Annotated in this window: 21 protein-coding genes and 1 tRNA gene; 13 read left to right on the forward strand and 9 right to left on the reverse strand. The window is 61.5% G+C overall.

Annotated features, from left to right (window positions below):
- Positions 1-17: 17 nt before the first annotated feature.
- The 3 genes from odhB (at position 18) to zapE (ending at position 3992) form a co-directional block, all read left to right on the forward strand.
- Complete coding sequence (gene odhB, locus RBRH_RS06260) at positions 18-1322, forward strand: 2-oxoglutarate dehydrogenase complex dihydrolipoyllysine-residue succinyltransferase (RefSeq protein WP_041754244.1); 1305 nt, start codon at positions 18-20, stop codon at positions 1320-1322.
- Between the two features lie 15 nt (positions 1323-1337).
- Positions 1338-2768 (forward strand): dihydrolipoyl dehydrogenase, encoded by a 1431-nt coding sequence (lpdA, locus tag RBRH_RS06265; protein WP_013435209.1) that lies wholly within the window; start codon positions 1338-1340, stop codon positions 2766-2768.
- Between the two features lie 126 nt (positions 2769-2894).
- Positions 2895-3992: a cell division protein ZapE gene (gene zapE, locus RBRH_RS06270; RefSeq protein WP_013435210.1), complete on the forward strand. Its 1098-nt coding sequence runs from the start codon at positions 2895-2897 to the stop codon at positions 3990-3992.
- 137 nt (positions 3993-4129) lie between these two features.
- Here zapE and RBRH_RS06275 read toward each other — a convergent pair whose 3' ends face one another.
- A complete protein-coding gene (locus RBRH_RS06275; protein ID WP_370645077.1) occupies positions 4130-4552 on the reverse strand; it encodes a DUF2147 domain-containing protein in 423 nt (140 codons plus the stop codon).
- Positions 4553-5082: 530 nt separating this feature from the next.
- Here RBRH_RS06275 and RBRH_RS06280 point away from each other — a divergent pair.
- Complete coding sequence (locus RBRH_RS06280) at positions 5083-5802, forward strand: DUF2968 domain-containing protein (protein WP_013435213.1); 720 nt, start codon at positions 5083-5085, stop codon at positions 5800-5802.
- A gap of 9 nt (positions 5803-5811) precedes the next feature.
- Here RBRH_RS06280 and RBRH_RS06285 read toward each other — a convergent pair whose 3' ends face one another.
- Both RBRH_RS06285 and RBRH_RS18760 read right to left on the reverse strand, forming a co-directional pair.
- On the reverse strand, positions 5812-6975 hold the full coding sequence (locus RBRH_RS06285) for an AI-2E family transporter (RefSeq protein ID WP_083813505.1): 1164 nt from the start codon (positions 6973-6975) through the stop codon (positions 5812-5814).
- Positions 6976-7076: 101 nt separating this feature from the next.
- Positions 7077-7313, reverse strand: coding sequence for a hypothetical protein (locus tag RBRH_RS18760; protein ID WP_157864362.1), 237 nt, complete (start codon positions 7311-7313; stop codon positions 7077-7079).
- 202 nt (positions 7314-7515) lie between these two features.
- Between RBRH_RS18760 and RBRH_RS06290 the strand changes: the two genes are divergently transcribed.
- Both RBRH_RS06290 and RBRH_RS06295 read left to right on the forward strand, forming a co-directional pair.
- The gene (locus RBRH_RS06290) at positions 7516-7839 is read left to right on the forward strand and encodes a hypothetical protein (RefSeq protein ID WP_041754246.1); all 324 of its coding nucleotides are present in this window, start codon (positions 7516-7518) and stop codon (positions 7837-7839) included.
- Between the two features lie 128 nt (positions 7840-7967).
- Positions 7968-8501, forward strand: coding sequence for a DUF4142 domain-containing protein (locus RBRH_RS06295; RefSeq protein ID WP_041754247.1), 534 nt, complete (start codon positions 7968-7970; stop codon positions 8499-8501).
- Between the two features lie 159 nt (positions 8502-8660).
- Here RBRH_RS06295 and RBRH_RS06300 read toward each other — a convergent pair whose 3' ends face one another.
- On the reverse strand, positions 8661-9470 hold the full coding sequence (locus RBRH_RS06300; protein ID WP_041753461.1) for a MipA/OmpV family protein: 810 nt from the start codon (positions 9468-9470) through the stop codon (positions 8661-8663).
- Between the two features lie 500 nt (positions 9471-9970).
- Here RBRH_RS06300 and RBRH_RS06305 point away from each other — a divergent pair, with 500 nt between their 5' ends.
- Complete coding sequence (locus RBRH_RS06305; RefSeq protein WP_041754248.1) at positions 9971-10480, forward strand: ferritin-like domain-containing protein; 510 nt, start codon at positions 9971-9973, stop codon at positions 10478-10480.
- Between the two features lie 1651 nt (positions 10481-12131).
- On the forward strand, positions 12132-12668 hold the full coding sequence (locus RBRH_RS21275; protein ID WP_415878036.1) for a hypothetical protein: 537 nt from the start codon (positions 12132-12134) through the stop codon (positions 12666-12668).
- Between the two features lie 550 nt (positions 12669-13218).
- On the opposite strand, the gene RBRH_RS16195 is transcribed toward RBRH_RS21275, so the two are convergent.
- Together RBRH_RS16195 and RBRH_RS06320 are read right to left on the reverse strand one after the other, a co-directional pair.
- Entirely contained in the window at positions 13219-13410 is a 192-nt protein-coding gene (locus RBRH_RS16195) for a hypothetical protein (protein ID WP_049786376.1), read from the reverse strand.
- A gap of 23 nt (positions 13411-13433) precedes the next feature.
- Positions 13434-13973 carry a hypothetical protein gene (locus RBRH_RS06320; protein ID WP_013435224.1) on the reverse strand — a complete coding sequence of 180 codons (540 nt, stop codon included), beginning with the start codon at positions 13971-13973 and terminating at the stop codon, positions 13434-13436.
- A 52-nt stretch (positions 13974-14025) separates the two neighbouring features.
- Here RBRH_RS06320 and RBRH_RS06325 point away from each other — a divergent pair.
- The 3 genes from RBRH_RS06325 to rlmB all read left to right on the forward strand — a co-directional run bounded on the left by RBRH_RS06325 (position 14026) and on the right by rlmB (position 17644).
- Positions 14026-14110, forward strand: a tRNA-Leu gene (locus tag RBRH_RS06325).
- Positions 14111-14411: 301 nt separating this feature from the next.
- Entirely contained in the window at positions 14412-16862 is a 2451-nt protein-coding gene (rnr, locus tag RBRH_RS06330; protein WP_041754249.1) for a ribonuclease R, read from the forward strand.
- 35 nt (positions 16863-16897) lie between these two features.
- Positions 16898-17644: a 23S rRNA (guanosine(2251)-2'-O)-methyltransferase RlmB gene (gene rlmB, locus RBRH_RS06335; protein ID WP_041753465.1), complete on the forward strand. Its 747-nt coding sequence runs from the start codon at positions 16898-16900 to the stop codon at positions 17642-17644.
- A 653-nt stretch (positions 17645-18297) separates the two neighbouring features.
- On the opposite strand, the gene RBRH_RS06340 is transcribed toward rlmB, so the two are convergent.
- A complete protein-coding gene (locus RBRH_RS06340) occupies positions 18298-19236 on the reverse strand; it encodes an Rpn family recombination-promoting nuclease/putative transposase (RefSeq protein ID WP_013435231.1) in 939 nt (312 codons plus the stop codon).
- 383 nt (positions 19237-19619) lie between these two features.
- Between RBRH_RS06340 and rpiA the strand changes: the two genes are divergently transcribed.
- Positions 19620-20318 carry a ribose-5-phosphate isomerase RpiA gene (gene rpiA, locus RBRH_RS06350; protein WP_041753469.1) on the forward strand — a complete coding sequence of 233 codons (699 nt, stop codon included), beginning with the start codon at positions 19620-19622 and terminating at the stop codon, positions 20316-20318.
- A 12-nt stretch (positions 20319-20330) separates the two neighbouring features.
- Here the strand turns inward: rpiA and RBRH_RS06355 are convergent, their stop codons facing one another.
- On the reverse strand, positions 20331-22319 hold the full coding sequence (locus RBRH_RS06355; protein WP_013435233.1) for an ATP-binding cassette domain-containing protein: 1989 nt from the start codon (positions 22317-22319) through the stop codon (positions 20331-20333).
- 144 nt (positions 22320-22463) lie between these two features.
- Between RBRH_RS06355 and RBRH_RS06360 the strand changes: the two genes are divergently transcribed.
- Positions 22464-22943 (forward strand): glutathione peroxidase, encoded by a 480-nt coding sequence (locus RBRH_RS06360; protein ID WP_041753471.1) that lies wholly within the window; start codon positions 22464-22466, stop codon positions 22941-22943.
- A gap of 256 nt (positions 22944-23199) precedes the next feature.
- On the opposite strand, the gene RBRH_RS06365 is transcribed toward RBRH_RS06360, so the two are convergent.
- The gene (locus RBRH_RS06365) at positions 23200-24411 is read right to left on the reverse strand and encodes a porin (RefSeq protein WP_013435235.1); all 1212 of its coding nucleotides are present in this window, start codon (positions 24409-24411) and stop codon (positions 23200-23202) included.
- Positions 24412-24711 lie beyond the last annotated feature (300 nt).

The raw sequence follows: 24711 nt of genomic DNA on the forward strand, positions 1-24711 counted from the left end.
TATTCAGGATAATGACGATGGCTATTGTTGAAGTTAAAGTTCCGCAGCTTTCGGAGTCGGTGTCCGAAGCCACGATGCTCCAGTGGAAGAAGCAACCGGGGGAAGCGGTTGCGCAAGATGAAATTCTGATCGAGATTGAGACCGATAAGGTCGTGCTCGAAGTGCCGGCGCCGGCTGCGGGCGTGCTCGCTCAAGTGATCAAGCACGATGGCGACACGGTCGTTGCCGATGAGGTGATCGCCAAGATCGATACCGAAGCGAAGGCTGGCACCGCAGCGGGCGCGACGGCGACGGAAACAGCCGCAGCCGCCGCCGGCGCCGAAGTGAAACCGGCGCCGCAAACTTCGCCGACTCCCGCGGCGCAACCGGTTGCGGCCGGCGGCGCCAGCGGCGCAATCGCGTCGCCGGCCGCCTCGAAGCTGCTCGCGGAGAAGAACCTGAGTGCCGGCCAACTGAGTGGCACCGGCCGCGACGGTCGGGTGACGAAGGGGGACGTGCTGGCAGCTGGCGCAGCGCCGGCCGCTAAGCCGGCCGCGCCGGCCAGCGTGACCGCGAAGGCGGCGCCGTCGCGCGCCGCGTTGCCGCAGGTCGCCGCGCCGGGTGCGGACACCTGGCTGACGGACCGTCCGGAACAGCGCGTGCCGATGTCACGGCTGCGCGCGCGAATCGCCGAGCGTCTGCTCGAGTCGCAACAAACCAACGCGATCCTGACCACGTTCAACGAAGTGAACATGGCGCCGGTCATGGATCTGCGCAGCAAGTACAAGGATCGCTTCGAGAAGGAACACGGCGTGAAGCTCGGCTTCATGTCGTTCTTCGTGAAGGCGGCCGTGCATGCGCTGAAGAAGTTCCCGCTCGTGAACGCGTCGATCGATGGCAACGACATCGTTTACCACGGCTACTTCGATATCGGCATCGCGGTCGGATCGCCGCGCGGTCTGGTCGTGCCGATCCTGCGTAATGCAGATCAAATGAGTCTTGCGGACATCGAGAAGAAGATCGCCGAGTTCGGTGCGAAAGCCCGAGACGGCAAGCTATCGATCGAGGAAATGACCGGCGGCACGTTCTCGATCTCGAACGGCGGCGTGTTTGGCTCGATGCTGTCGACGCCGATCATCAACCCGCCACAATCGGCGATTCTCGGCGTGCATGCGACGAAGGAGCGGCCAGTCGTCGAAAACGGCCAGATCGTGATCCGTCCGATTAACTACCTTGCACTGTCGTACGATCACCGGATCATCGACGGTCGCGAGGCTGTGCTGTCGCTCGTTGCAATGAAGGAAGCGCTGGAAGATCCGGCACGCTTGCTGCTCGACCTTTAAGCGAGGAATGTCTTCATGGCAAAAGAATTTGATGTCGTCGTGATCGGTGCGGGCCCCGGTGGTTACATTGCGGCAATCCGCGCCGCGCAGCTCGGCAAGAGCGTGGCTTGCATCGAGAAGTGGAAGAACCCGGCCGGCGAGCTCAAGCTCGGCGGCACCTGCCTGAATGTGGGTTGCATCCCGTCAAAGGCGTTGCTGGCCTCGTCCGAGGCGTTCGAGGATGCCTCGCATCACCTCGACGATCATGGCATTTCGGTATCGGACGTGAAAATCGATATCGCGAAAATGCATGCGCGCAAGGACGCGATCGTCAACAAGATGACCAAGGGCATCGAGTTCCTGTTCCGTAAGAACAAGATCACGTGGCTCAAGGGGCACGGCAAGTTCACCGGCAAGACGGACGCGGGCTATCAAATCGACGTGGCCGGTGATGGCGGCACGGAGTCGGTGATCGCGCGCAACGTAATCATTGCAACCGGCTCGAAGGCGCGCCACCTGCCGTTTGCGAAGGTGGACAACCGGATCGTCGCAGACAATGAAGGGGCGCTGGCATTCGACTCGGTGCCCAAGAAACTGGCGGTGATCGGCGCGGGCGTCATTGGGCTCGAACTGGGCTCGGTGTGGCGGCGCCTCGGTGCCGAGGTGACAGTGCTCGAGGCGCTGCCGTCATTCCTTGGTGCCGCCGACCAAGGGTTGGCAAAGGAAGCCGCGAAGCAGTTCGCGAAGCAGGGATTGAAGATTCACCTGGGCGTGCAGATCAGTGAGGTGAGTGCGACCGATAGCGGCGTGACGATCTCCTACGCGGACAAGGACGGTCACGCGCAGAAGCTCGAGGCCGATCGCCTGATCGTGTCCGTGGGCCGCGTGCCCAATACCGACGACCTCGGTCTTGACGCGATCGGGCTGACGGTTAACGAGCGCGGATTCATCGACGTCGACGACCATTGCCGTACCAAACTGCCCGGTGTCTATGCGATCGGCGACGTGGTGCGCGGTCCGATGCTCGCGCACAAGGCCGAGGACGAGGGTGTACTGGTTGCCGAGGTGATCGACGGGCAAAAGCCGCACATCGATTACAACTGCATCCCGTGGGTCATCTACACGGAGCCGGAGATTGCGTGGGTCGGCAAGACCGAAGAGCAATTGAAGGCGGAAGGCCGGCAGATCAAGACCGGACAATTCCCGTTCATGGCCAACGGACGTGCGTTGGGCATCAATCGCGCCGATGGTTTCGTGAAGATGATTGCCGACGCGAATACCGATGAACTGCTTGGCGTGCACATTATCTCGGCGAATGCATCCGACCTGATCGCCGAGGCGGTTGTCGCGATGGAGTTCAAGGCTGCATCGGAGGACATCGGGCGGATTTGTCATCCGCATCCGTCGCTTTCCGAAGTGATGCGGGAGGCGGCGCTCGCCGTCGACAAGCGCGCGTTGAACATGTAACGCGAAGCCGGCATCCGCCTCGCGCCGAGGTGGATACCGAGGCTGGCTGCCGGTCGGGCTGAGTGAGATCGCCATGCGACAGGCGGCGAAATAGGGCGGGCCATACCCGCCCATTTTTTTGCACCGATGAACGTCACCGAATACTACGAGAAGGAACTGGCTGAACGCGGCTATCAGGCCGATGCGGCGCAACAACGCGCGATCAGCTGCCTGCAGCGCTGCTACGACGACTGGGTGGCTTACAAGGCGCGGCGTTCCAACGTGCTCAGAAAGTGGATCGTTCGAGCGGAGCCACCACGCGGGGTCTACCTGTGGGGCGGCGTCGGGCGCGGCAAGAGCTTCCTGATGGATAGTTTCTATGCTGTCGTGCCGGTGCAACGCAAGACGCGGCTGCATTTTCACGAATTCATGCGCGAGGTGCACCGTGAGCTTGAGGCACTCAAGGGCCGTGCCGATCCGCTGGACGAACTTGCACGACGGGTCGCGAAGCGTTATCGATTGATTTGCTTCGACGAGTTTCATGTCTCGGACATCGCCGATGCGATGATCCTTTATCGGTTGTTGTTGAAGTTGTTCGACAACGGCGTGCAGTTCGTGATGACGTCCAATTACGAACCCAGTACGCTATACCCGGACGGGTTGCATCGCGACCGGGTGCTGCCCGCGATCGACTTGATCAACGAAAGGCTCGACGTGTTGAACGTGGATGCCGGCACTGACTACCGGCAGCGCACGCTGGCGCGGGTGCAGGCCTACCATACGCCACTGGGCGCCCATGCCGACGGGGCATTGCGTGAGGCGTTCGCGCGGTTAGCCGCGATACCCGATGAGAGCCCGGTGCTGCATATCGAAAAACGCGAGATCAAGGCGCTGCGCCGCGCCGATGGAGTCGTCTGGTTCGATTTTGCAACGCTATGTGGTGGGCCACGGTCGCAAAACGACTACCTGGAGTTGGCGACACGCTTTCACACGATCATCTTGTCGGACGTGCCGCAGATGACGCCGCGCATGGCGTCCGAAGCGCGTCGCTACACGTGGTTGATCGACGTACTGTACGATCATAAGGTCAAGCTGTTGATGTCGGCTGCCGTGCCGGCCGAGCAGCTGTACGTTGAAGGGCCGATGGCCAATGAATTCGCGCGGACCGTGTCGCGCATTGTCGAGATGCAATCGAAGGAGTATCTCGAAGCGCCGCGGCGCATCGTCGATACGTCATTGACGTGACGATGTGTGGCCCCGTGGCCGTGCGCGGCGCGGTGCGCTGTCGACGGGCCGCGGTCCGATGGACGCTTACAACGCGTGACTGCTAGCTGACGGGGACATACAACGCGTGACTGCTGATTGATGGGGCGTGCAACGCGTTACGGCTGGCGGTCCCACGTCTGTGAGCGGCCGATCAACGACACGCCGATATAACCGCGCACGACCAGCTTTTGGCCGTTGTCCTCGACGTGCATCTTGCATTTGTAGACCTTGCCGTTCTCCGGATCAAGGATATGTCCACCCTCCCAACTGTCTGCGTCCTGTTTCATGCCGTCGATGATCGTCATGCCGAGCATCAACTGGTCCTTGCGCGCGTCGGTGCATGCGGTGCAGCGGCGATTGGGTTGGTCGTTTGCGGCTAGCCCCTTGATGATTTTGCCTGACAGCGTGCCGTCGGCTTCCTGCGCGATCTGGACCAACGCCTTCGGTTCTCCTGTGTGGTCGTCGATCGTTTGCCAAACGCCAATTGGCGATGCGTTGCCGGCGGCGAAGGCGTTGGCAACGGACATGGCCAACGTCATCGCGACTAGCATGCCGCGGACCACGCGGAGATTGAACAGCGCTTGCATCATGTCTTCCTCCTGAAACGAGTCGTATCTTCACGGGCTATGGTGGACCCGGTGCGATGACGGTGTGACGCGTCGCATGATGCAGGGGCGCGAACCGATACATACGGCAGTGCGGTACGACACGGCGTCGCCGCGTCACCGATCGTGAAAAGCATACGGCAAAGCGGCGCTGCCGTTTGGTAGAGCGACTTCTAAGCGCACGCGCGGTCGCTGGCATTTGCCCGCTGCGCCCCCCGTGCCGGCGCGAGAACGCGTCCGAGGTGTTGGTCGATCGCAGTCAGCGGGATAGGGCGGAATGCTCGCGGATTATTGCGGCGTTGGAAGTCAATGGCTGGAAGCGGCACGGCACCACGTAGCATCTGGGCATGAGCCGCGCGGTATGATGAAAAAGATGCGCCAATACTCAATCTTCGACGAGGAACCCGAAACCCACGAATTTAAGTAATATTGACCCCACGAAAAAGCGCACACTCGGAAAACAAATGAATCAATTACCACGAGCAAGGGGTAGGGTGCTGACGGCGGTTGCCGCGGCCATTGTCAGTCAAGCAGCGGCCGCGCGGGCCGGTATGCCGCCACAGGAGCCGGCTAGTAGCGTCGCTATCTCGCAGGAGCCGGCTGCCAACGTCGCGTTGCCTGACGCGGTGGCGTCTAGCACGCCCACGGCTGATGAGGCGCGTCATTCAACCGGCGGCAATGTCGCCGAATTGCAACGGCTGATCCACGCTTCGGCGTTGACCGAATTCCGCACGTCGTATAACGGCAGCTACGGTGCAAGCCTGCTGTTCTATGACAAAGAAATGACCTATTACATTGCGTTGTTCCAGCAAAAAAACTTTTGGCGTGTGATCAAGACGCAGGACCCAGTCCGAGCCGAAGCCATCTATGCGGGTTTGGTGCGGCAGACTGTGCAACTGTCCGATATCGAAATTCGTCGTGCGCGGCTGGAGGCGCAGAAGGCATTTACCGACCGTATGATCGCGCTGTCGCGTGATCGGGCTGTGCGGCTGCAGGCAGATTTGAACGTGGCGCGCGCGCAGGAGGCGGAAGTGACGACTCGCCAGAAGCAGACCGCCGCGCAGGCGCAGGCACTGAACGAGCAGAAAACTGCTGCGCAAACGCAGCTGCGCGAGTTGCAGCGGCATATCCGTGACTTGCAGCGTCAGACCGAAGCCGGCCTGCCGCGTTCGAATCCCCGCTGAGCGGCGTACTCACGCATCGCTGGACAAGTCCCCGTGCCGCACCACTCGTGGTGTCCGACGCCGCCGCCGCGCGCCATTGCGCGGCGGCGCCAACACGTCATCGACAGAGGGGGACGGATGGGTCTCGTCGCGCGCGATGAGCACTGAAATGTCCCAGCACGCGATGAACAGCGCGGCAATCAATGGACCGATGACGAAGCCGTTGATGCCGAACGTGGCCATGCCGCCGACCGTGGAGATCAGTACGACCCAGTCAGGCAGCTTGGTGTCCTTGCCCACCAGAATCGGGCGCAGGATGTTGTCGACGCCGCCAATGACCAGCGAGCAGAATAGCCCCAGCACAACCGCTTTCCACAGCGGACCGGCCAGCAGGAAATAGATCGCTGCCGGCCCCCAGACCAGCGCCGAGCCAATCGCCGGCAGCAGTGACAGCAATGCCATCAGCGTGCCCCACAGCAGCGAGCCGCTGATCCCGAGGATGAAGAAGATTAGGCCGCCGAGCAGTCCCTGCACCGCGGCCACCGCGATATTGCCCTTGACCGTCGCGCGTACCACGGTGGTGAACTTGCCGAGCAGCTTTTGCTTGTGCGAGTCCGCGAGTGGCACCGCTTCACGGATACGCCGCGAAATGGCGCTGCCGTCACGCAGCAGGAAGAACACCATATAGAGCATGATGCCGAAGCCGACAGCGAACTGCAGCGTATTTTGACCGATCTCGACCGCCTGCGCGGCCACGAATTGGCTGATGCGGGCAGCCCCTTCGGTCAGTTTGGCCTGCAGGCTTTGCATGTCGGCCAGGCCGACGTCGTTGAGCCAGTGCTGCGCGAACGCGGGCAGTGCGCCGACCGCCTTCTGGAAATACAGTGTGACGTTCCATTGGCCGGTTTTGATTTGCTCGTAGGCGAACGAGACTTCCTGCACAAGTGTGCCGATCATCAGGCTGACGGGCAGGATCACGACTAGCACGCACAGACTCAGTGTGGCCAGTGCTGCGAGGTTCGCGCGGTTGCCCAAACGCGCGGTGAGCGTGCGCTGCAACGGCTGAAATAGGATCGCGAGGATTGCCCCCCAAAAAATTGCGCCGAAGAACGGCAGCAGAATCCAGACGAGGGCGAGCGATACTGCGTACAGTAGGACTTGAAAGCCTCTTTGATTCCGTGTGTTTCTGTCCATGAGTCCGGTCGGCACCGTCATGCGGTCCGCGCGTAGAAGGTGGAGGCGTTTGCTAGCGCCCGGGTAAGGCAATCTTGACATGGCGCGCCGCGCACGTCACGTCATAGCGTGAGCAGTACTGTCCAGGAACCGCGGGCGCGGGCCAACAGGCCAGCGGCAGCAACGCGCACGGGCGTCGCTGGTGGACAAGGGGCCGGCTTGGTCATCGGTATGTTGATGATGCTGGCAAATAGGTCGATCGAGCCAATCATTACCGTCTCTATGGCCCAGCGGGTGCCCGTCTCGCAGGTCACGATGGTGCCGGACTGGGTGATGTTCGCCGCCGCGCTCGGCCGCATCGTATCGGCGTCGTACCTAGGCAGGCTTGCCGAGCGCGTTACATCGCACAGGCGTCGGGCCGCTGCTTGGTGGCTTTTACGCAGGCCACCTCGGCATGGCGCCATGTTACATGTCGGCTTAATCGAGACGGCGCTTGTGCGCGGCATGGGCCGAGGCACGGTGTCTGCTACCTACGCATGCATACTTTGCATGGAGAGCATCATGAGTAGCACACTAGATCCCGACAACAATTTGTTGCAACCTCACGTGCCCGGCCACGATACCGAAGCGCTTGGCCCTGGCGATTCGTCCGACACTGGCAGTGACACGATTGGCGCGAAGCGGCACGATTTTGATCGTGACACGGCACTGGACAACCACGCGCTTGAAACGGGCATGGCGGAACAAGGCAGTGACACCGATCGTGCCGGCACGGGCGAGCGCGCTGCCGCCGATGGCGACGAGACGATAGAACTCGATGCAGACGTGATGCCGGATCGGATTGAACAGATACCTGCCCAGGATCGGGCCGATCGGCACGATTGAGTCGGCAAAGGCTGGCATACGCGATGCAATAAAACATCATTGCGGCACGGTGCTTGCTAAGGGTATTCATGAGTCACGGCGGGGCTACGGCCGTACTCGATCATGCCACTTTAATTGGAGAACTTATAATGAAGTTAACTACAGTCGTTTGCCTTGGTGCGCTGCTGCTTACCCCGGCTGTTCATGCTCAAACACAGGCTGCGTCAACGACGGCCGCGAACCCGCTGTCAAGTGCGGATCGTGACTTTATCCAAGCGGCCACGATGTCGTCATCGACTGAGATTGATGCGGGCAAGCTTGCGCACAAGAAGTCGAGTAACGCAGATGTCAGATCATTTGCGCGTCATATGATCGCCGACCATATGAGGTTGACGGTGCAGTTGAAAGCGGTGGCCCCTCATGGCGTGGAGGTGCCCAAGGACAATTCCGATATTGCACTGCTTGAATCACTCAAGTCCTTGACTGGCGCGAACTTCGATCACGCGTATGTGCGTAAGGTGGGCCTGGAGGCGCACCGGCAAGCTATCGCCGCATTCGAGAAAGAAGCGAAGGATGGAGAGCTTCCATCGTTGAAGGAGGCGGCGCTAAAGGCTCTGCCTACGCTTAGAGAGCATTACCAGATGTCGCAGAAACTCGCACAAAAGTTGGGGATTGTCGAGTAAGCTGCAATATAGTTTGGCCTGCGCCCGTTAATAACGGGCGTGGCCCGGCCACAGGCTACATGCTGATAGTCACGGTTGTCGTGGTGTTCCCGTCACCTACCGCAGGGTCAATGCGCGCTTGCCATGACGCGCATCGGTGGAGTGAATAAGACGGTGTTGTCAGAACTGGTAGTTAATCGACACGTCACAGACGCCGTTGAGCCGCGAGCGGGTAATTGGACTGTCTGCTGCGCTGCCAAGCATGCGCTTGAAGGCGCCGTCAGCGCTGACGAACCAATGTTTGTTCACGAAGTAGACCATTGTGATACCAAAACCCGCAGACTTCAGTCCGGCACGCGCGTCGTATCGACGGTATCCGGACTGCGCGGCTTGGTCCGGATTGACACCAAACCAGCTGTTCATGTACTTTGCGTCCGCGAAGGTCACTGACGGACCCGCGAACCAGTAGAACGTCTCCGAACTGCCGGGCAACGGCATATAGGTGCCTAGATCGAACCACCAGCCATTCGAGCCGCCGAAGCTGCGCGTGGCCACGCCGCGCAGCACCAGCGGAAATTGTTTCGATACCGCGTACTCCGCAGCGATTTTCATCTCCGGCGCCGGGCTGATGTTGCCCAGCCCATTGAGCCGCGAAGGGTCATCGTGGCCGCGCCGGCCCAGGTCGTACGCCGCGGCGACACTGATACGCCAGTTCGGCCCGCGCAGTACATTAACGCCGATACCTTCGCCGGTCGATAAGAACGCAAGGTCGCGATAACGCATATCCACGCTCGGGCCGACCAATGTGTGATATCGGTTCTCACCGTCATAGCGCGGCTTGAATGTCGTGCCGATGCCAAGCCTCGTCTCCCATTCTGGGGTAGACGACACGTACAGTTTTTGCAGTGCAATACCGGCCGAGTACTGCCATTCGCCTAGCGGCGACGGCGTCTGTGCCTGCGTCGGCGCGGTGTAAAGCGTCAATGCCATTGCGGCTGCGGCAAGCGGGGCGAGAGCCCGTCGTTGGCAGTCGCGAACGCGATGGGTGGAGCAGGATTGTTGCCCCGCCGTGCAGATGTCGAGCGCCATTGGGCCTCCGATTATCAAACGGACGAGCGAGGGTAGCACACACTATGCCAATCGGACGCGCTACCGCTCACGCCCTGTATTGCTTTGCAGCACGCTGTTGTACCGCCTGCACGGCCTGCCGCGAAAGCGAGATGCGGCAACGACAGCGTAGTGTAGTGAAAAATTTGCCGTCACGGGGCGCTGTCTCACGCCAGGCGTCAGGCCACTTGTCTGGCCCCTCATGCCGGAGGCGGTCGTTCGCGCGCCGCGGTGCTGCAAGGACGAGGCGAACGGATTGCGCTGCCGGTATCGCGTGCCATGCTGGCCAGCCGCGTCTTGTCGGGTATGACGGTTGCGCAAATCGATGCGCCGTGCATGTTGCGCGGCGTGCTATACGGTGCGGTACCGGCGAGGAAGACATGATGACAAGCCCACGCGAACATATGATTGATTGGCTGAAGGACGCCTATGCGATGGAGCAGCATGCCGAGTCGATGCTCAAGGCGCAAACTTCGAGACTGGAACATTACCCCAAGCTCAAGCAGCGCATCGAGCAGCACATTGACGAGACGATGTCCCAGCAAAGGCTGCTCGAGCAGTGCCTGGACCGATTGAACAGCAGCCCATCGACGATTAAGAACCTTGCCGCCCGGGCTGCCGCATTTGGGCAAGCGCTCGGCGGGATGACCGTCACCGATGAGGTGGTCAAGGGCGGCATGGCTGGCTATGTATTCGAGCATATCGAGATTGCCGCGTACACGGCATTGATCGCGGCCGCCCGTGCGGCCGGCGACGTCGAGACGCAACGTTGTTGCGAGCAGATTCTGCCCCAGGAGGTCGAGATGGCGCGTTGGCTGCACGACAACCTGCCAGAAGTCGTGACCGCCTTCTTGGCCCGTTCCGCGGGCGAGCGCGACGACGCGAAGCGTTGACGCCCCCACGCAAGCGGAACCTAGTCATGAGCCTGCCCGGCATCTCGCCGGGTCGGCGTGGCGGCGTTGGATGCTTGCCGATGGCGCATTTGTCGCCGTCGGCGCGCTGGCGACAGTGGCGGGCCGCACGCCCGACTCAGCGCTGCAAGATGTGCTGCACAGCTGGAGCCGGGCAGGCTTGCGCTTAGCGATATCCCGTCGCTTGCCGATGCGGCCGCAGCTGAATGTCTTCCGGTGCTGGGGCACTGGCGGCGTCGCGCACCGCCATGGTAGGTGTCACGGCCATAACGCCGGTGGTCATCACGTCGATTGCTTGATGGTCGTGTCCGCGCCACGCGTGCGGCGTGTGGTTTGATTTCAGTCAAGGGCCCGGGCGCGGATTGAGGCGATCATTGATACGTGGAGCAAATACGGGTGTTCGCGTCGTGTGCCCGGGTGGCCGGATACCGCGACGCTCATTGATTGGCGTCATGGCGTACCGGCGGGCGATACGCGGCGCTGCACTTATCGATGCCGGGGTTGTGTGCGACGGACATCCGGCGAGCCGGCCTGCCGGGCGGCAAACCAGTTCACGAGGCGTATGCCAGGGAGAAAAATGGGTTACCTGACGTGGATGATTGGTGTGGGTGCGGCGTTATGCGCGGGATTTGCCAGCGCGATCTGGTTCGAGAGGAATCGGGGCTCGGCGCGCGCCACTTGTCCCGTGCGCACTGCGCCGAGGGGGGATTCGGAAAGGAGAACAGGATCTTGAAGGAGGGCACGAGCGACGCCATGCCCAGCGGTGCGGACCCGTACGCGCTGCGCCGCTACGCGATCTATCCGGAGCGTGGGTGGTTCGTTGACGCGTTCGACGAAGCGGCGCTGGCGGCCTGTTACGCCAGCGCGTCGCCGATCAGCGGTGCTGGTTTGGGTGACGGGGCGGGTACGGACCCGGCGCATATCGCACTGTCGGTTGTCGTACCGGCGCTCGCACCGGGCAATGCCGCCTATCTAGCGTTTGCGCGCCGCATCGACGACGACATCGCGTTTCACCGGCAATGGGATCCGGCGCGATCCGACGTCGTGGAGTTGCACTGGAGCGGCGCGCTCGGCTTGCTCGGGGCAAGCGGCACCGCGCGGCTCGTCGCATTATTGCGGCAGCGGTTCGCGTTCGCGCGCGATGCCCGCTGGTCGGTTTCGCTCGATTGGCGTGCCGCACATGACGAGACATTGCTCCACACGCTGGCATTGAACGGCTTCGCGCATCTCGAACTGCGCGGCGGCGCAACGACGACGGCGCAGCCCGGCGGCATCGCCGAGGGCACGCGGTCATCGGCAGAACGCGCCGACGTGGGCGAGCAGGGCCCGACGGACGCCAAGCGGCGGCGTTTAGCCGAACTCGTCGCGTTGGCCCGAACGCATGGTTTTGCAACGGTGGGGGCGGTGCTCGAGTATGGTGCTGGGCCGCGCGGGCCTCGCGGCCCAGCACTGGGCGTGCAATCGCCGGGCACGCTGCACGCGCTCGATGCATTGATCGCCGAGGGTGTCACGCGGATCCGTTTGCAAACGCGTTGCACGCGCGCCGACGTGCTCGCCGAGCGGGTGGCACTGGTCGAGCGGTTACATGCGTGTGGCTACGTGCAATTGGGTATCGACGACTACGCGCGTCGCGATGATCCGTTGGTATTGGCGCAGCGGATTCGGTCGTCTCGTGTGCAAGCCGTTCGGTTTGTCCTCGCGTGCGACGCGCGCTGTCGTGCCGCTCGGGCCGGGGGCGATCGGCGCCACCGCCGACGCCTATTTCCAGCATCTGGAGGCAGTGCCGTCCGGACCCGTGCGTTCTATCACGGGGCGCAAGGTGCACGCGCCCGGCTTGCGCGGATGGCGCTTGTCGGCCGACGACGCGATCCGTCGCACGGTCATCCAGTCGCTGGCCACCAATTTCTTCATCGACCGGCAGGCGATCGAGTTGGCGCACAACATCGAGTTTTCCGACTACTTCGCCAACGAGATCCGCGTGCTGCGCCGCTGTGCGAATGCCGGCCTGCTGTCGCTGGAGGGCAACTTCATCGAGACGACCGATGCGGGGCGCGTGCGTTTGGGCAATCTGTGCGGCATCTTCGATCGTTATCGCCACATGCGCCATACGTGGCTGCGTTCATTGGCCGGCACGGCCTGCTCGCTCGAGCCGTTGCTTGCCGTGTGTTGAGTGCAGTGTCTGGTATCGGGCGCAACCGCCCTGCGCCGCCGCTAGCCTGCGTGGCGGTCCAGCACGGCGCGGGTATGCTGGGCGATCATCAAGTTTTCGTCGGTCAGCACGACCTAGACGTTGATGCGCGACGCCTCGCTGGAGATGCGCGGGCCATCCGCGCGGTTGACGTCGGCATCCAGCTCGACGCCAAGCATCCAGCTCGACGTCAAGGTAACGAAGTGCGTCGTGTACGCAGGCGTGCCCCGGTGCCGATGCCATCGATGCCGCCGTGCGCCCCAAGTTCTAGCGCGCGACTAGGACCGGTTTCGTACAGCGAGAACTTGATGCGCGACGAGCCTGCGTTCAGTATCAGGAATGGTACTTGTATGGCATTGGCAACGTGACAGATTTAAAGGCCGGCGGCAACCCGGCCGGCAAGCGCCACGCCTGCGCCGGCCAGTGACGCTGCCGTATATAGGGCGGAACGTGTACGACGGGTCACATGCTCAGGTGTCTCATGAGGTGCACGCGCGGTTAAGGCCAAGTGTACGCGGCGTGGGCCGACGGGTCACGAGACGACGTCCTCAAGAGGCCGGCGTCCGGGGTGTCGTGCCGGCGGTGCATAGCCGACGCGCAACAGCAACTGTGGGACCGCCGTCGTGCCGCACAGTTGTGCCAGTTGCGCACGCAGCGCGCCGACTTCAATGGGTTGATTCAGATATGATGCGGTGACGCCGTCGCGCGCCAGAGTCAGCAGCACGCGTTGCAGCGCTTGACCGGCCGCTAGCCACGCGTCGTGCGTATGCCGTCGGTGACTAGCAGTATGAGCCGTGGTGATCCGCGGACCAATTCGCGATGGGCGGCGGCTACGCCGTTGCCCACGTCGAAGGTCCGCACGATCGACGCCGAGACCGGCGTGGCCAGCGCTAGCATCGTGTCCGCGACGCTGGCATACAACGGCATGCCTTCGGCGTGGCGTGCCGGTCGCAACCATTGGGCCAGTTCGCGCCGGAATCTTGGGTCGCTGAACTGCAGTCGATCAGCCTCGGCGATCAGTTCGGCGATGCGCTCGCGCACCGTACACTTGCCGATGCACCGAGCCTGTGCGCCTTCGGTTGCCGCAGCCTGCGCAAGTTCCTGGCACAGTGCTTTGGGCACGGGCGTGTCGGCAAATCGCGTGTGCGTCGTCACACGCCGGGTGATCGCCGGCAACAGGGCGCGCAACGCCGGATCGGCAAAGCCAGAAGTCGTTATCCGGACTTTGGCCAGCACCAATGTACCGGCTAGCCGTGTCACATCATTTTTTAACGCGCTTGTTGACACAACGGTGGCAGATCAGCATAATAGCGTTCTTCGCTGATTACGCAGCAAAGCCGCCCAGGTGGCGGAATTGGTAGACGCACTAGTTTCAGGTACTAGCGGGTAACTCCGTGGAGGTTCGAGTCCTCTCCTGGGCACCAACGGTTGCGCTGTTGTGATGCGACGAAGTGGTACGATAAACCCTGTAAGATAAAGGTCTTACAGGGTTTTTTGTCTTTCAGCCAGCCGGCGGGCAAGCCGGTGGTTCATCCGTGTCAACGTGCGTGCTGTCCGCAACGCCGGCGCACCAAGCGCATCGACCCTGCATCGGCCAAACCCGGTGTTAGAATCATTTACCAGTGAGTTGGCCGGTGCCACCGTGCGTCGGCCGGGCAGTGACGATCCGTGACACGCCAACCCGCGCGTCGCGCGCATTCACGACAACCATTCATCGACAAGGCCTTGAGCAAATACCCCTATCCGATTCCTAGCCGCGAAGAAATTCTCGGCGTACTGCGCACGACCGAACAGCCGCTTGCCGGCAATGACATTGCCGAAGCACTCGCGATCAAGCGCCAGGAGCGCGAAGGGTTTTTCAAGCGCCTCGGCGCGATGGAGCGCGATGGCCAGATCAGGCTCGACAAGCGCGGTTATTACCAGCTCACGCATCCGTCGAACTTTGTCGCTGGCCGGGTTCAGGGCCATCGCGACGGCTACGGCTTCCTGATTCGCGACGATGCCGGTGTTGACCTATTCTTGTCCAATGCAGAGATGCAGAAGGTCATGCACAACGACCGAGTGCTCGCGCGCGTGACGGGTTATGACCGGCGCGGCCGTCCGGAGGCCCACATTGTTGAAGTCACCGAGCGGGCGAACAAGCGAATCATCGGCCGGTTGCTGAACGAGAACGGTGCATGGATCGTTGCGCCGGAGGACAAGCGGATCGGCCATGACATCCTTGTGACGCAGACGGGCAAGGTCAAGCCCAAGTCCGGCCAGGTCGTCTCGATCGAGTTAACAGACTTCCCGAGCCGTCATTCGCAGCCGGTCGGCAAGATCGTCGAGGTGCTGGGCGACATCGACGATCCTGGCATGGAAATCGAGATCGCCGTGCGCAAGTATGGCGTGCCGCACCAGTTCTCGGACGCGGCGCTCGCGCAGGCGGCCAAGCTGCCCGACGACGTGCGTGCGGCCGATCTACGTCAGCGCGTGGATTTGCGCGATGTGCCGCTCGTGACGATCGATGGCGAGGACGCTCGTGATTTTGACGACGCCGTGTATTGCGAGCCGGTCCGCGTCGGCAGGCAAAACGGCTTTCGGCTGCTCGTGGCGATCGCCGACGTGTCGCACTACGTGGCCGACGGTGACGCGCTTGATCATGACGCGCTCGAGCGCAGCACGTCGGTGTATTTCCCGCGCCGCGTGATTCCGATGCTGCCCGAGAAGCTGTCCAACGGGCTGTGCTCGCTGAATCCGCAGGTGGATCGCTGCACGCTCGTCTGCGACATGGTGATCAATGCGAGTGGCGACATCAAGGCATACCAGTTCTATCCGGCAGTGATGCACTCGGCGGCGCGGCTCACATACACCGAGGTGGCCGCGGTCTTATCGAACACGAAGGGTCCCGAGGCGGCGCGGCGCGGCGCGTTGCTGCCGCATCTGCAAAACCTGCATGCGGTGTTTAAGGCGTTGCTGCTGGCACGCGAAAAACGCGGCGCGATCGATTTTGACACGACCGAGACATACATCGCGTGCAATGCGCAAGGCAAGATTGAGCAGATTCTGCCGCGCCAGCGCAACGACGCACACAAGCTGATCGAGGAGTGTATGCTCGCGGCGAACGTGTGCGCGGCCGACTTCCTAAAACGCAACAAGCATCCCGCGTTGTATCGGGTACATGCGGGGCCGACCGACGAGAAACTGGCGAATCTGCGCGCGTTCCTGCGCGGTTTCGGGCTGACACTGGGCGGCGGCGACAAGCCGCACGCGAACGATTATGCGGCGCTGATGAAGCAGGTGCGAGACCGGTCCGACGCGATGATGCTGCAGACGATGCTGCTGCGCTCGATGCAGCAAGCCGTCTACAGTCCCGACAATATCGGACACTTCGGTCTCGCGTACGACGCGTATGCACACTTTACCAGTCCGATCCGACGTTATCCAGACTTGCTCACGCACCGTGCGATCCGCGCGATTCTGGCGGGCAAGCAGTACCAACCTCATGCCGCCGGCGACGTCAAGCTCAATACGTCGCTGGCGCCTCATGCGCGTGCCTTGCAGCGTGATGACGAACGCGCGCGTTCGCGCGACGCGATCTGGGAGGCGCTTGGCCTGCATTGCTCGGCCAATGAACGCCGTGCCGACGAGGCATCGCGCGACGTCGAGGCATGGCTGAAGTGCTACTTCATGCGCGACAAGCTTGGCGAAGAATACGGCGGAATGGTCAGCAGCGTGACACCATTCGGTATTTTCGTGCAGCTTGACTCACTGTTCATCGAGGGGTTGGTCCACGTCACCGAACTTGGCGCCGACTATTTCCAGTACGACGAGATCAAAAACGAATTGCGCGGCGAGCGTACCGGGATACGGTATCGCCTGTCCGAGCGCGTGCGTGTGCAAGTCAGTCGTGTCGACCTGGATGCGCGCAAGATCGATCTTCGCCTGGTGCGCGAAGTGTCGGCTAAGTCGCCGTTGCGCGCAGCCCCGCGCAACGTGGCCGCTGACGAGGCGAGCGGCTGTGCCCCGCGGGTGCAGCCACTTGCTTCAGTGGACAGCGGCCCGCGCGGTGAGACGGCGGCGTCTGCGCCGAGCGCGCCTATCAACGACGCACGCGGCGCGGCTAAGGCTGCCGCGAAGAAACGTCTGCCGGCCGGCGCTGGCGCAAATGGACGGGTGCGCGGCAAGAAACGGTAGATCGGTCGCGCCACACTTTTTTGAAAGCGGTTCCTATGGCACGTTTAAAAGTTCTTTATGGATTCCACGCGGTCACCGCGCGGCTACGTCACGACTCGTCCAGCATCGAGGAGGTGCTGTACGACGCGACGCGACGCGATCGCCGCATGCAGGATTTTCTGCAAGCGGCGCAATCATCCGGGGTCCGGCTGATTGCCGCCGACGATGCGCGGCTGCACGGGCTGGCCGGCACGCACCGGCACCAGGGTGTCGTCGCACGCGCGACGGATTTGCCGCTTGCGCAAAACCTGGCCGAGTTGCTCGACGCGCTGCCTGGACCCGCGCTGCTACTGGTGCTGGACGGAGTCACCGATCCGCACAACCTTGGCGCGTGCTTGCGCGTGGCCGACGCGGCCGGCGCGCATGCGGTGATTGCGCCACGCGATCGTGCGGTTGGCCTCAATTCGACTGCTGCGAAGGTAGCCAGTGGCGCGGCCGAGACCGTGCCCTACATCACGGTCACCAATCTTGCTCGTACACTGCGTGAATTGAAGGACGCCGGCGTCTGGGTGATCGGTACGGCTGGCGACGCTCAGCGCAGCCTGTACGATATCGCGCTTGATGGTCCGGTCGCGCTGGTCATGGGCGCCGAAGGGGAGGGCATGCGCAGGTTGACGCGTGAGACCTGTGACGACTTGATGCACATCCCGATGATGGGTAGTGTGGGCAGCCTAAATGTGTCGGTTGCCAGCGGCATCTGCCTGTTTGAGGCAGTTAGGCAGCGTACGGGCATTAAAAATTAATGATTTAAAATGCATGTTGCCGCTCTAAGAAGCGTTGTTGCCCATGCAGTATCCCCGCGATTGCCTTTAAAAAGGCAGCTTAATGCAAGGTGCTAGCCGACTGGGAGCGAGCACGTGCGTTCCGCGCCTTATCGAAGCAATCCTCGCTGCTGGCAGCAGCACGTTGAAGATGGCTTTCCACACTGATCGAAGCTATCGTCGCCTTGGTGCGACTTGGCTGTGCGCCTAAGCTAGTGCGCTGAGGCACGCTCCAATTCATCGGCAAGGGATTGGCAAACGCTGGTCCGCCGCGCGCGCAGCCACATCGTGGCAAGGCCGAATACGTCCTTATTCGCGTTATGAATGGTTCAGTGTGACAGGTAGCGGCGCTGCGCTGGCCTCTAATGAGCATAATGAGCGGCATGCCTTCGGCCCGGCCGGCAGTGGGGGGCAAGCCATGGCGATAGGAGCAGCTCAGCTGCCAACCCCGGCGGCGCGGCTACACTGCGCGCATGCTGGACTACGCTGTGCGCACGCACGACTATGCCGGGTTGGCCTGCCGCAGCGGCTTGAGGCGCACCGCGCGAAGGTATGCGCTTACGTTTAATTACGTGGCGCATGGTCCTATGCTGGCGCATGGTCCTATGCTGCTCAGCACTGAATTGTCCTTATTGTTAGTGGCAAATCTGCTTCATGTCGGCTTCGGACAAGCCCGTCATACGCTTGACCGTTTCGCGCTCCAAGCCGTTTGCTAGCAACGTGCGCGCGATCTTTAGCGCAGCTTCCTTGTGCCCTTCTTCACGGCCTTTTTCACGACCTTCTTCGCGTCCCAGCATCCGGCCGCGCTCCAGGCCTTTTTGCTCGAGCTTCTGTGCAATCGTCATCAAAACCTCCTCGTGTTGCGGGGAACGGAGCGCCAATTCTCGGATAAATCGCTCCGGATCCGTCGTGTCGCCCCACTGCAGCATATAATGCATCAGCGACACCAATTGCTCATGCGTAGTGTACCCTGCGAGCAACAGGCTTGCCAGTTGCTCTACCAGGGTCGCCAAATCGCGTTGCCGGATATGCTTTTGCAGCAATTCCAGCATCGCCATGCGTCGATGCGTGATGATTTCATCATCCGGAATCACCGTGACATCCACCAATGGAAAGCCTCCCGCATACAGCTGCGACGCCAACTCAGGCACCTCGAAGCTATCCAGCCACCGCATCGAGTACGGATACGGACTGACCTGCCCGTGATAAAACAGCAGCGGAATCACCAGCGGTAACTGGTCATGACCGGCCTCTAGATGGCGCTGCATGGCGGCTATCGCGTAACGTATTAGCCGAAACGCCATATGACGCTCCGGCCGACTTTGATGCTCGATCAGCGCATAGACATAGCCATCGCCCTGCCGGGTCTGCAGCGACCACAGCACGTCCGAATAGTAGGCACGTAGATCTTCTTCCACAAAGCTGCCCGACTCCAGACGCAACGTGTCCAGGTCGCACTGCGCCAACCACTGCGTGGGCAAATGCAGGCTTAAAAAATCCCGCGCGGTTTCCGGATGCGTGAGGAACTGCTTGAAGAGCGCATCGTGCGGCGTCATCGTCGAGGAGCGTTTCATGGCGAGCGTGGATCATGGGGGCGCTTACTTTACCACCGCCCGTTCGCAATGCCTCCACGGTAGTCCTCCGTCGCGATGACAAAAACGGATCTCTCGAACCGATTTTTGGTGCGCATTTTCTCTGTCCTTGCGTGCGCCGGATGGATTTGAGCCTGCGCGAGGTCGAGGCGAAGCGCCGCTGGTGCTGCCGTTTGCCTGCTGGGTAAAAGCGGCGCGGTGCTCAGTATGAGCTGGCAAACAAGAATCAGCATGATGCTCCACGAGCATCGTGCTAGGCTCCCGGTACAGCACCGACGGACACCGGCAAACGCTCTGCATTGAGTGACGTGGCAGCCGGTCAGGTAAACTATCACCATCCCACATTTTTCTGCAGTACTTTCCAGATGACTCAAGCAGAACTCAAGCAGCTCGTTGGCCACGCGGCGGCCGATTATGTGAACACTCACGTACCAGAAGGGGCGGTAATCGGTGTCGGGACCGGCTCAACCGCGAATTGCTTCATCGATGCGCTTGCTAGCAGCCGGGACCGGTATCGCGGGGCAGTATCGAGTTCCGTTGCGACGACGAACCGGCTGCTGTCGCATGGGTTTCGCGTATTCGAGTTAGGCGATGTCGAATCGTTGCCCGTCTACGTGGACGGTGCGGACGAGATCGATCCGCATGGCGCGATGATCAAGGGCGGTGGTGGGGCATTGACGCGCGAGAAGATCGTCGCATCGGTCGCCGACGTATTCGTGTGTATCGCGGATGGCAGCAAACTAGTGCCAACGCTCGGCACATTCCCGTTACCGGTCGAAGTCGTGCCAATGGCACGCGTGGCGGTGGCACGTCGCATCGCCCAGTTGACCGCTGGCACGCCGGTGTTGAGGCTCACGCACGACGGTGCACCATTCATGACCGACAACGGCAATGAAATTCTCGACGTCAAGGCACTGGCCATCGACGATCCCGTTGCGCTGGAGCGCGACATGAATCAATGGCCGGGCGTGGTGACCGTCGGGCTGTTCGCTGCGCGCGGTGCCGACCTGTGCCTGGTCGGCACCGAGCACGGCGTGCAGCGCATCGATTACGCGCGGCGCTAATCCCTCTCGCCTTCAGCCGATTTGCTCGAGTGCTTCGCTTAGTTCCAGCCACTCGGCTTCGAGCGCGGCGATCTTATCGCAGACTTCGGCCTGACGCCTCAGTGCGTCGGTCAGACTCGTCTTGTGCGCTGGCTCATGGCTCGACGGCGCCGCGATGAACGCTTCCAGCGAGGCTTTTTCGGTGTTCAATGCGTCCATCTGCTGCTCGATCTTACCGATCTGGTTCTGTAAAGGCTTGCGCAACTGCGCGGTCTTTTGCCGGGCCTGTGCATCGGCGCGGCGTTGTGCCTTGCGGTTGATCGCCGGGTCGGCACGGGTCATGTCTGAAGCATCGCCGCGACTTGCCGTGCCGGCACCCGGTGCTGGCGCGTCGGCCTGCGGGCCGGTCCGTTTTGCCGCTTCGCGCTGCTCGGCTGCATGTTGCAGCAGCCAGTCGCGGTAGTCGTCCAGGTCGCCGTCAAATGGCGCGATTCGGTGCTTCGCGACCAGCATAAACTGATCGGTCGTCGCGCGCAGCAAGTGCCGGTCGTGAGACACGAGAATCAGCGTTCCTTCGAACTGGGCCAGTGCCATCGTCAACGCATGGCGCGTTTCGAGATCGAGGTGATTGGTCGGCTCGTCGAGCAGCAATAAATTGGGGCGTTGCCAGACAATCAATGCAAGGGCGAGGCGGGCTTTTTCGCCGCCCGAGAACGGGCGGATCGGCGTGGTGGCCATTTCGCCGCTGAAGTTGAAGCTACCCAGGAAGTCGCGCAATTCCTGCTCGCGCGTGTCCGGGGCAAGCCGTGCCAGATGTTGCAGGGGCGTGTCGTCCTCTCGCAACGTCTCGAGTTGGTGCTGCGCGAAATATCCGATCGTCAATCCTTTTGCGTTGCGTACGACACCTCCAATCGGCGCTAAGGTGCCAGCCAGCGTCTTGATCAACGTCGACTTGCCTTGGCCATTTGCACCGAGCAAACCAATGCGCTGGCCACTCTGAATCGATACGTTGACGTCGTCGACGATCACGGCCGGCGCGCCGCCGCTGTCCGACGGATAGCCGCAGCGAACCTGCTCCATCACGAGCATCGGGTTCGGGGCACATGCGGGTTCACGAAACTCGAAGGTGAGCGGTGACGACGCGTGCGCCGGCGCGATGCGCTCCATTTTTTCGAGTGCCTTCATCCGGCTTTGCGCTTGTCGCGCTTTCGTGGCCTTGGCCTTGAATCGGTCGATGAAGCTGTGTAGGTGTGCGATCGTACGCTGCTGCTTTTCGTATGCGCTTTGTTGTAATGCGAGCTGTTGTGCTCGCTGGACCTCGAATTGGCTATAGTTACCACCGTAACGCTTGATCTGGCGTTGTTCTAGGTGCAGCGTGACATTGCATACTGAGTCGAGAAATTCCCGGTCATGCGAAATGACGATCAGTGTACCCGCGTAGCGATGCAGCCAGTCTTCAAGCCACACGATGGCGTCCAAATCTAGGTGGTTCGTGGGCTCGTCTAGCAAGAGCAGGTCGGAGCGCGACATCAGCGCTTGCGCGAGGTTTAGCCGCATGCGCCAACCACCGGAAAAACTGGCGACCGGCGCCAGCGTCTGCTCGAGCGTGAAGCCTAGGCCGAGCAACAGCGCTTGCGCGCGCGCTGGGGCCGAATAGCCGTCGACATCCGCCAGTGCTGCATGCGCGAGCGCTTGCTCGGCGCCGTCGTCGGCGGCGCACGCCGCGGCGATACGTGCCTCGATGTTGCGCAATTCCGTGTCACCGTCCAGCGTGTAGTCGAGCGCGCTGCGCTCGACCGCGGGCGTTTCCTGTGCCACATGCGCGATGCGCCATGATGGCGGCAGCGCGAGTTCGCCGGCATCCGGCTGCAGTTGACCTCGTAAAAGGGCGAACAGCGTCGACTTGCCAGCGCCATTCGCGCCGATCAGGCCGGCTTTTTCGCCCGGGTTCAGCGTGAAGGTGGCTCCTTCGAAAAGCGACTTCGTGCCGCGCGACAGACTAAGTTGGTTGAAGCGGATCACGGCAGAGGACCATCATGGAGATGCGTGGAAAGACATTATTGTAGATCGGCCCGGCATCGGACAGTGGTGCGTCCGGCCGATGCCGAGCAGCCCGGAGTTGCTCTACACTGCACGTATTACCTCGTGTTCGTACAAGGAGTCCAGATGAGCCAGCTTTATTCATTCTCTGCGCGCTCGCTGCAGGGCGACGACATTTCGCTGGAGCGTTACCGCGGCAAGGTCCTGCTAATCGTCAATACCGCCAGTGAATGCGGGTTCACGCCGCAATATGCGGGGTTGCAGGCTTTGTATGAGCGATATGCGGCGCGCGGCCTGGAGATATTGGGCTTTCCGTGCAACCAGTTTGGCAAACAGGAACCGGGCGACGCGCAGCAGATCGGCGCATTTTGCGCGAAAAACTACCAGGTCACGTTCCCGATGTTTGACAAGATCGATGTCAACGGCGCCCATGCGCACCCGCTGTATCGCTATTTGACCGGGGAAGCGCCCGGCGTGCTCGGGACCGAGGCGATCAAGTGGAACTTCACCAAGTTTTTGATCGATCGGGAAGGCAGGCCGGTCAAGCGCTATGCGCCTGTCACCAAGCCCGACGCGATCGAGCCGGATATCGAAAAGTTGCTTTGAAGCGGCTGAACTTGTCGGCATACGTGCTGGTGCGTCTTCTTGTATTGGTTGGCCGACGCACGTGATGGGAGCGTGTCCTCGACGCAGGGCCCTTGCCCATCGACTAGCGGATGGCGAGACCATCGGTGGACCATGAACGCAGCTTCTTAGTGCAGCTTTCTGTGTGGCTGCGTGTCCACGCGGACACGCAGCCAGGTGTGCGCTGCTGCTGCCATGAACGAGCAGCTGTTAGCGCTTCGATCAAGACCGCGACAACTTAGAACCGGTGCACGATCCCTGCAGCGGCGGCAAATTGACTCTGCGATGACGAGGGCGCACTGTTCATCACATCGCCGATCGACGCAGTGGCCTTGACCACGCCCGTGGTGCCGTCCGGTGCCACAGTAAACGTATTGCCGCTTGCGCGCTGGTAAGCCTGCACCATGTAGATGCCGGTACGCTTGGACAGGCTATAGTACTGCGACAGATTGAACTGATTATACCGTGCTGCGTGCTCGATTCCGTTGGCCTTACTTGCGCGCGCATGGTTGTAGCCGGCAGCGAGGTCCCACACTGGGCTCGGTTTCCAGTGCAGCACGACACCCGCCGCATTGAACACGGCCTGATTACGAAAGCGCGACAGCATGCCTGGCACGTACTGTGTGTTCGTATAAGAGAGCGAAATATCGAATTCGGGCGCGAATTGCCACCCGCCTGTCACGCCGACGCGTTGTTGTGCCTGCGCGGTTTGGTACCCATAGTTGATCGCCGACACAGGGGGCTTGCCGTTGGAGGTGGTCGCCGATTGCACATCCCATTCGCCGCCACCGACGGCGGCGTTATTGATGCGTTGAAATCCCGCAGCGATACCGAGTGGTCCGTTGATATATTGCACGCCCGCACTCCACGTCGAACCACGGTACGCACTGCCGGGCACGCCCGCGAATGCATATGATCCTCCGAACTTCAGTCCATTGAGGTTGGGGGACATATAGACAATCGAACTGTTCGTACGGTACGCCAGATTAAGGGAGCTGATGTCGCCTGGGTGCGAGCCGTACGCCGTGAGCCACGTTGTCGGACTATATGGCGCGAGCAATGTGTAATAGGCTGTATATTGGCGGCCCGCCGTCACGGTCCCGAACTCAGGATGCGCCATACCCACGAATGCCTGCCGACCAAACTGAGCGTTTTTCTCGAATAGGGCTTCGCCATTTGCGCCGTTGAAACCGGCTTCCAGCGTGAATAGGGCCTTCAGCCCGCCGCCAAGATCTTCGTCGCCCTTGAAGCCGATGCGGTTACCTAACCAGACGCCGTGAGCCATCTTGATGGCCGAGCGTCCGCCATTGACCGAGCCCGGCGTTGTCTGGCTAGTTTGATAGCCAATCCCGTTGTCCACGGCTCCATATAACGTGACGTTGCTCTGTGCCCAAGCGGCATTCGCGGCAAGGCCACTAAAGGCCACAATGGTCATCGCTCGCTTCTTCATTGGTTCTCCTTTCCTGTGCAGCTGACGCTGGTCGCGCGCTGCGTGTGGCGGTTCGGTTTGGACGGATTGAAGCCGTCAAAACGCAAGCTCGGCGGCAGCCTGTCTCGGACCTATCCCCCGGCAGGACTGCACGCTACTTTGTGTCCGGCCATCCGACGGACCGTACAATCTTAATGGTAAGTGGCAAAAAGTACGGCGTTTCGCGCGGATGGCTTGTTTAGAGCGGAATCTGGCGGCCAACGCATAGCTATCAGGAAAAGATTGCGGTTCGACGAACACTTTGCGGCGTGACACTAAAGT

The sequence above is a fragment of the Mycetohabitans rhizoxinica HKI 454 genome (genome assembly GCF_000198775.1).
In the GTDB taxonomy this organism is placed as follows: Bacteria; Pseudomonadota; Gammaproteobacteria; order Burkholderiales; family Burkholderiaceae; genus Mycetohabitans; species Mycetohabitans rhizoxinica.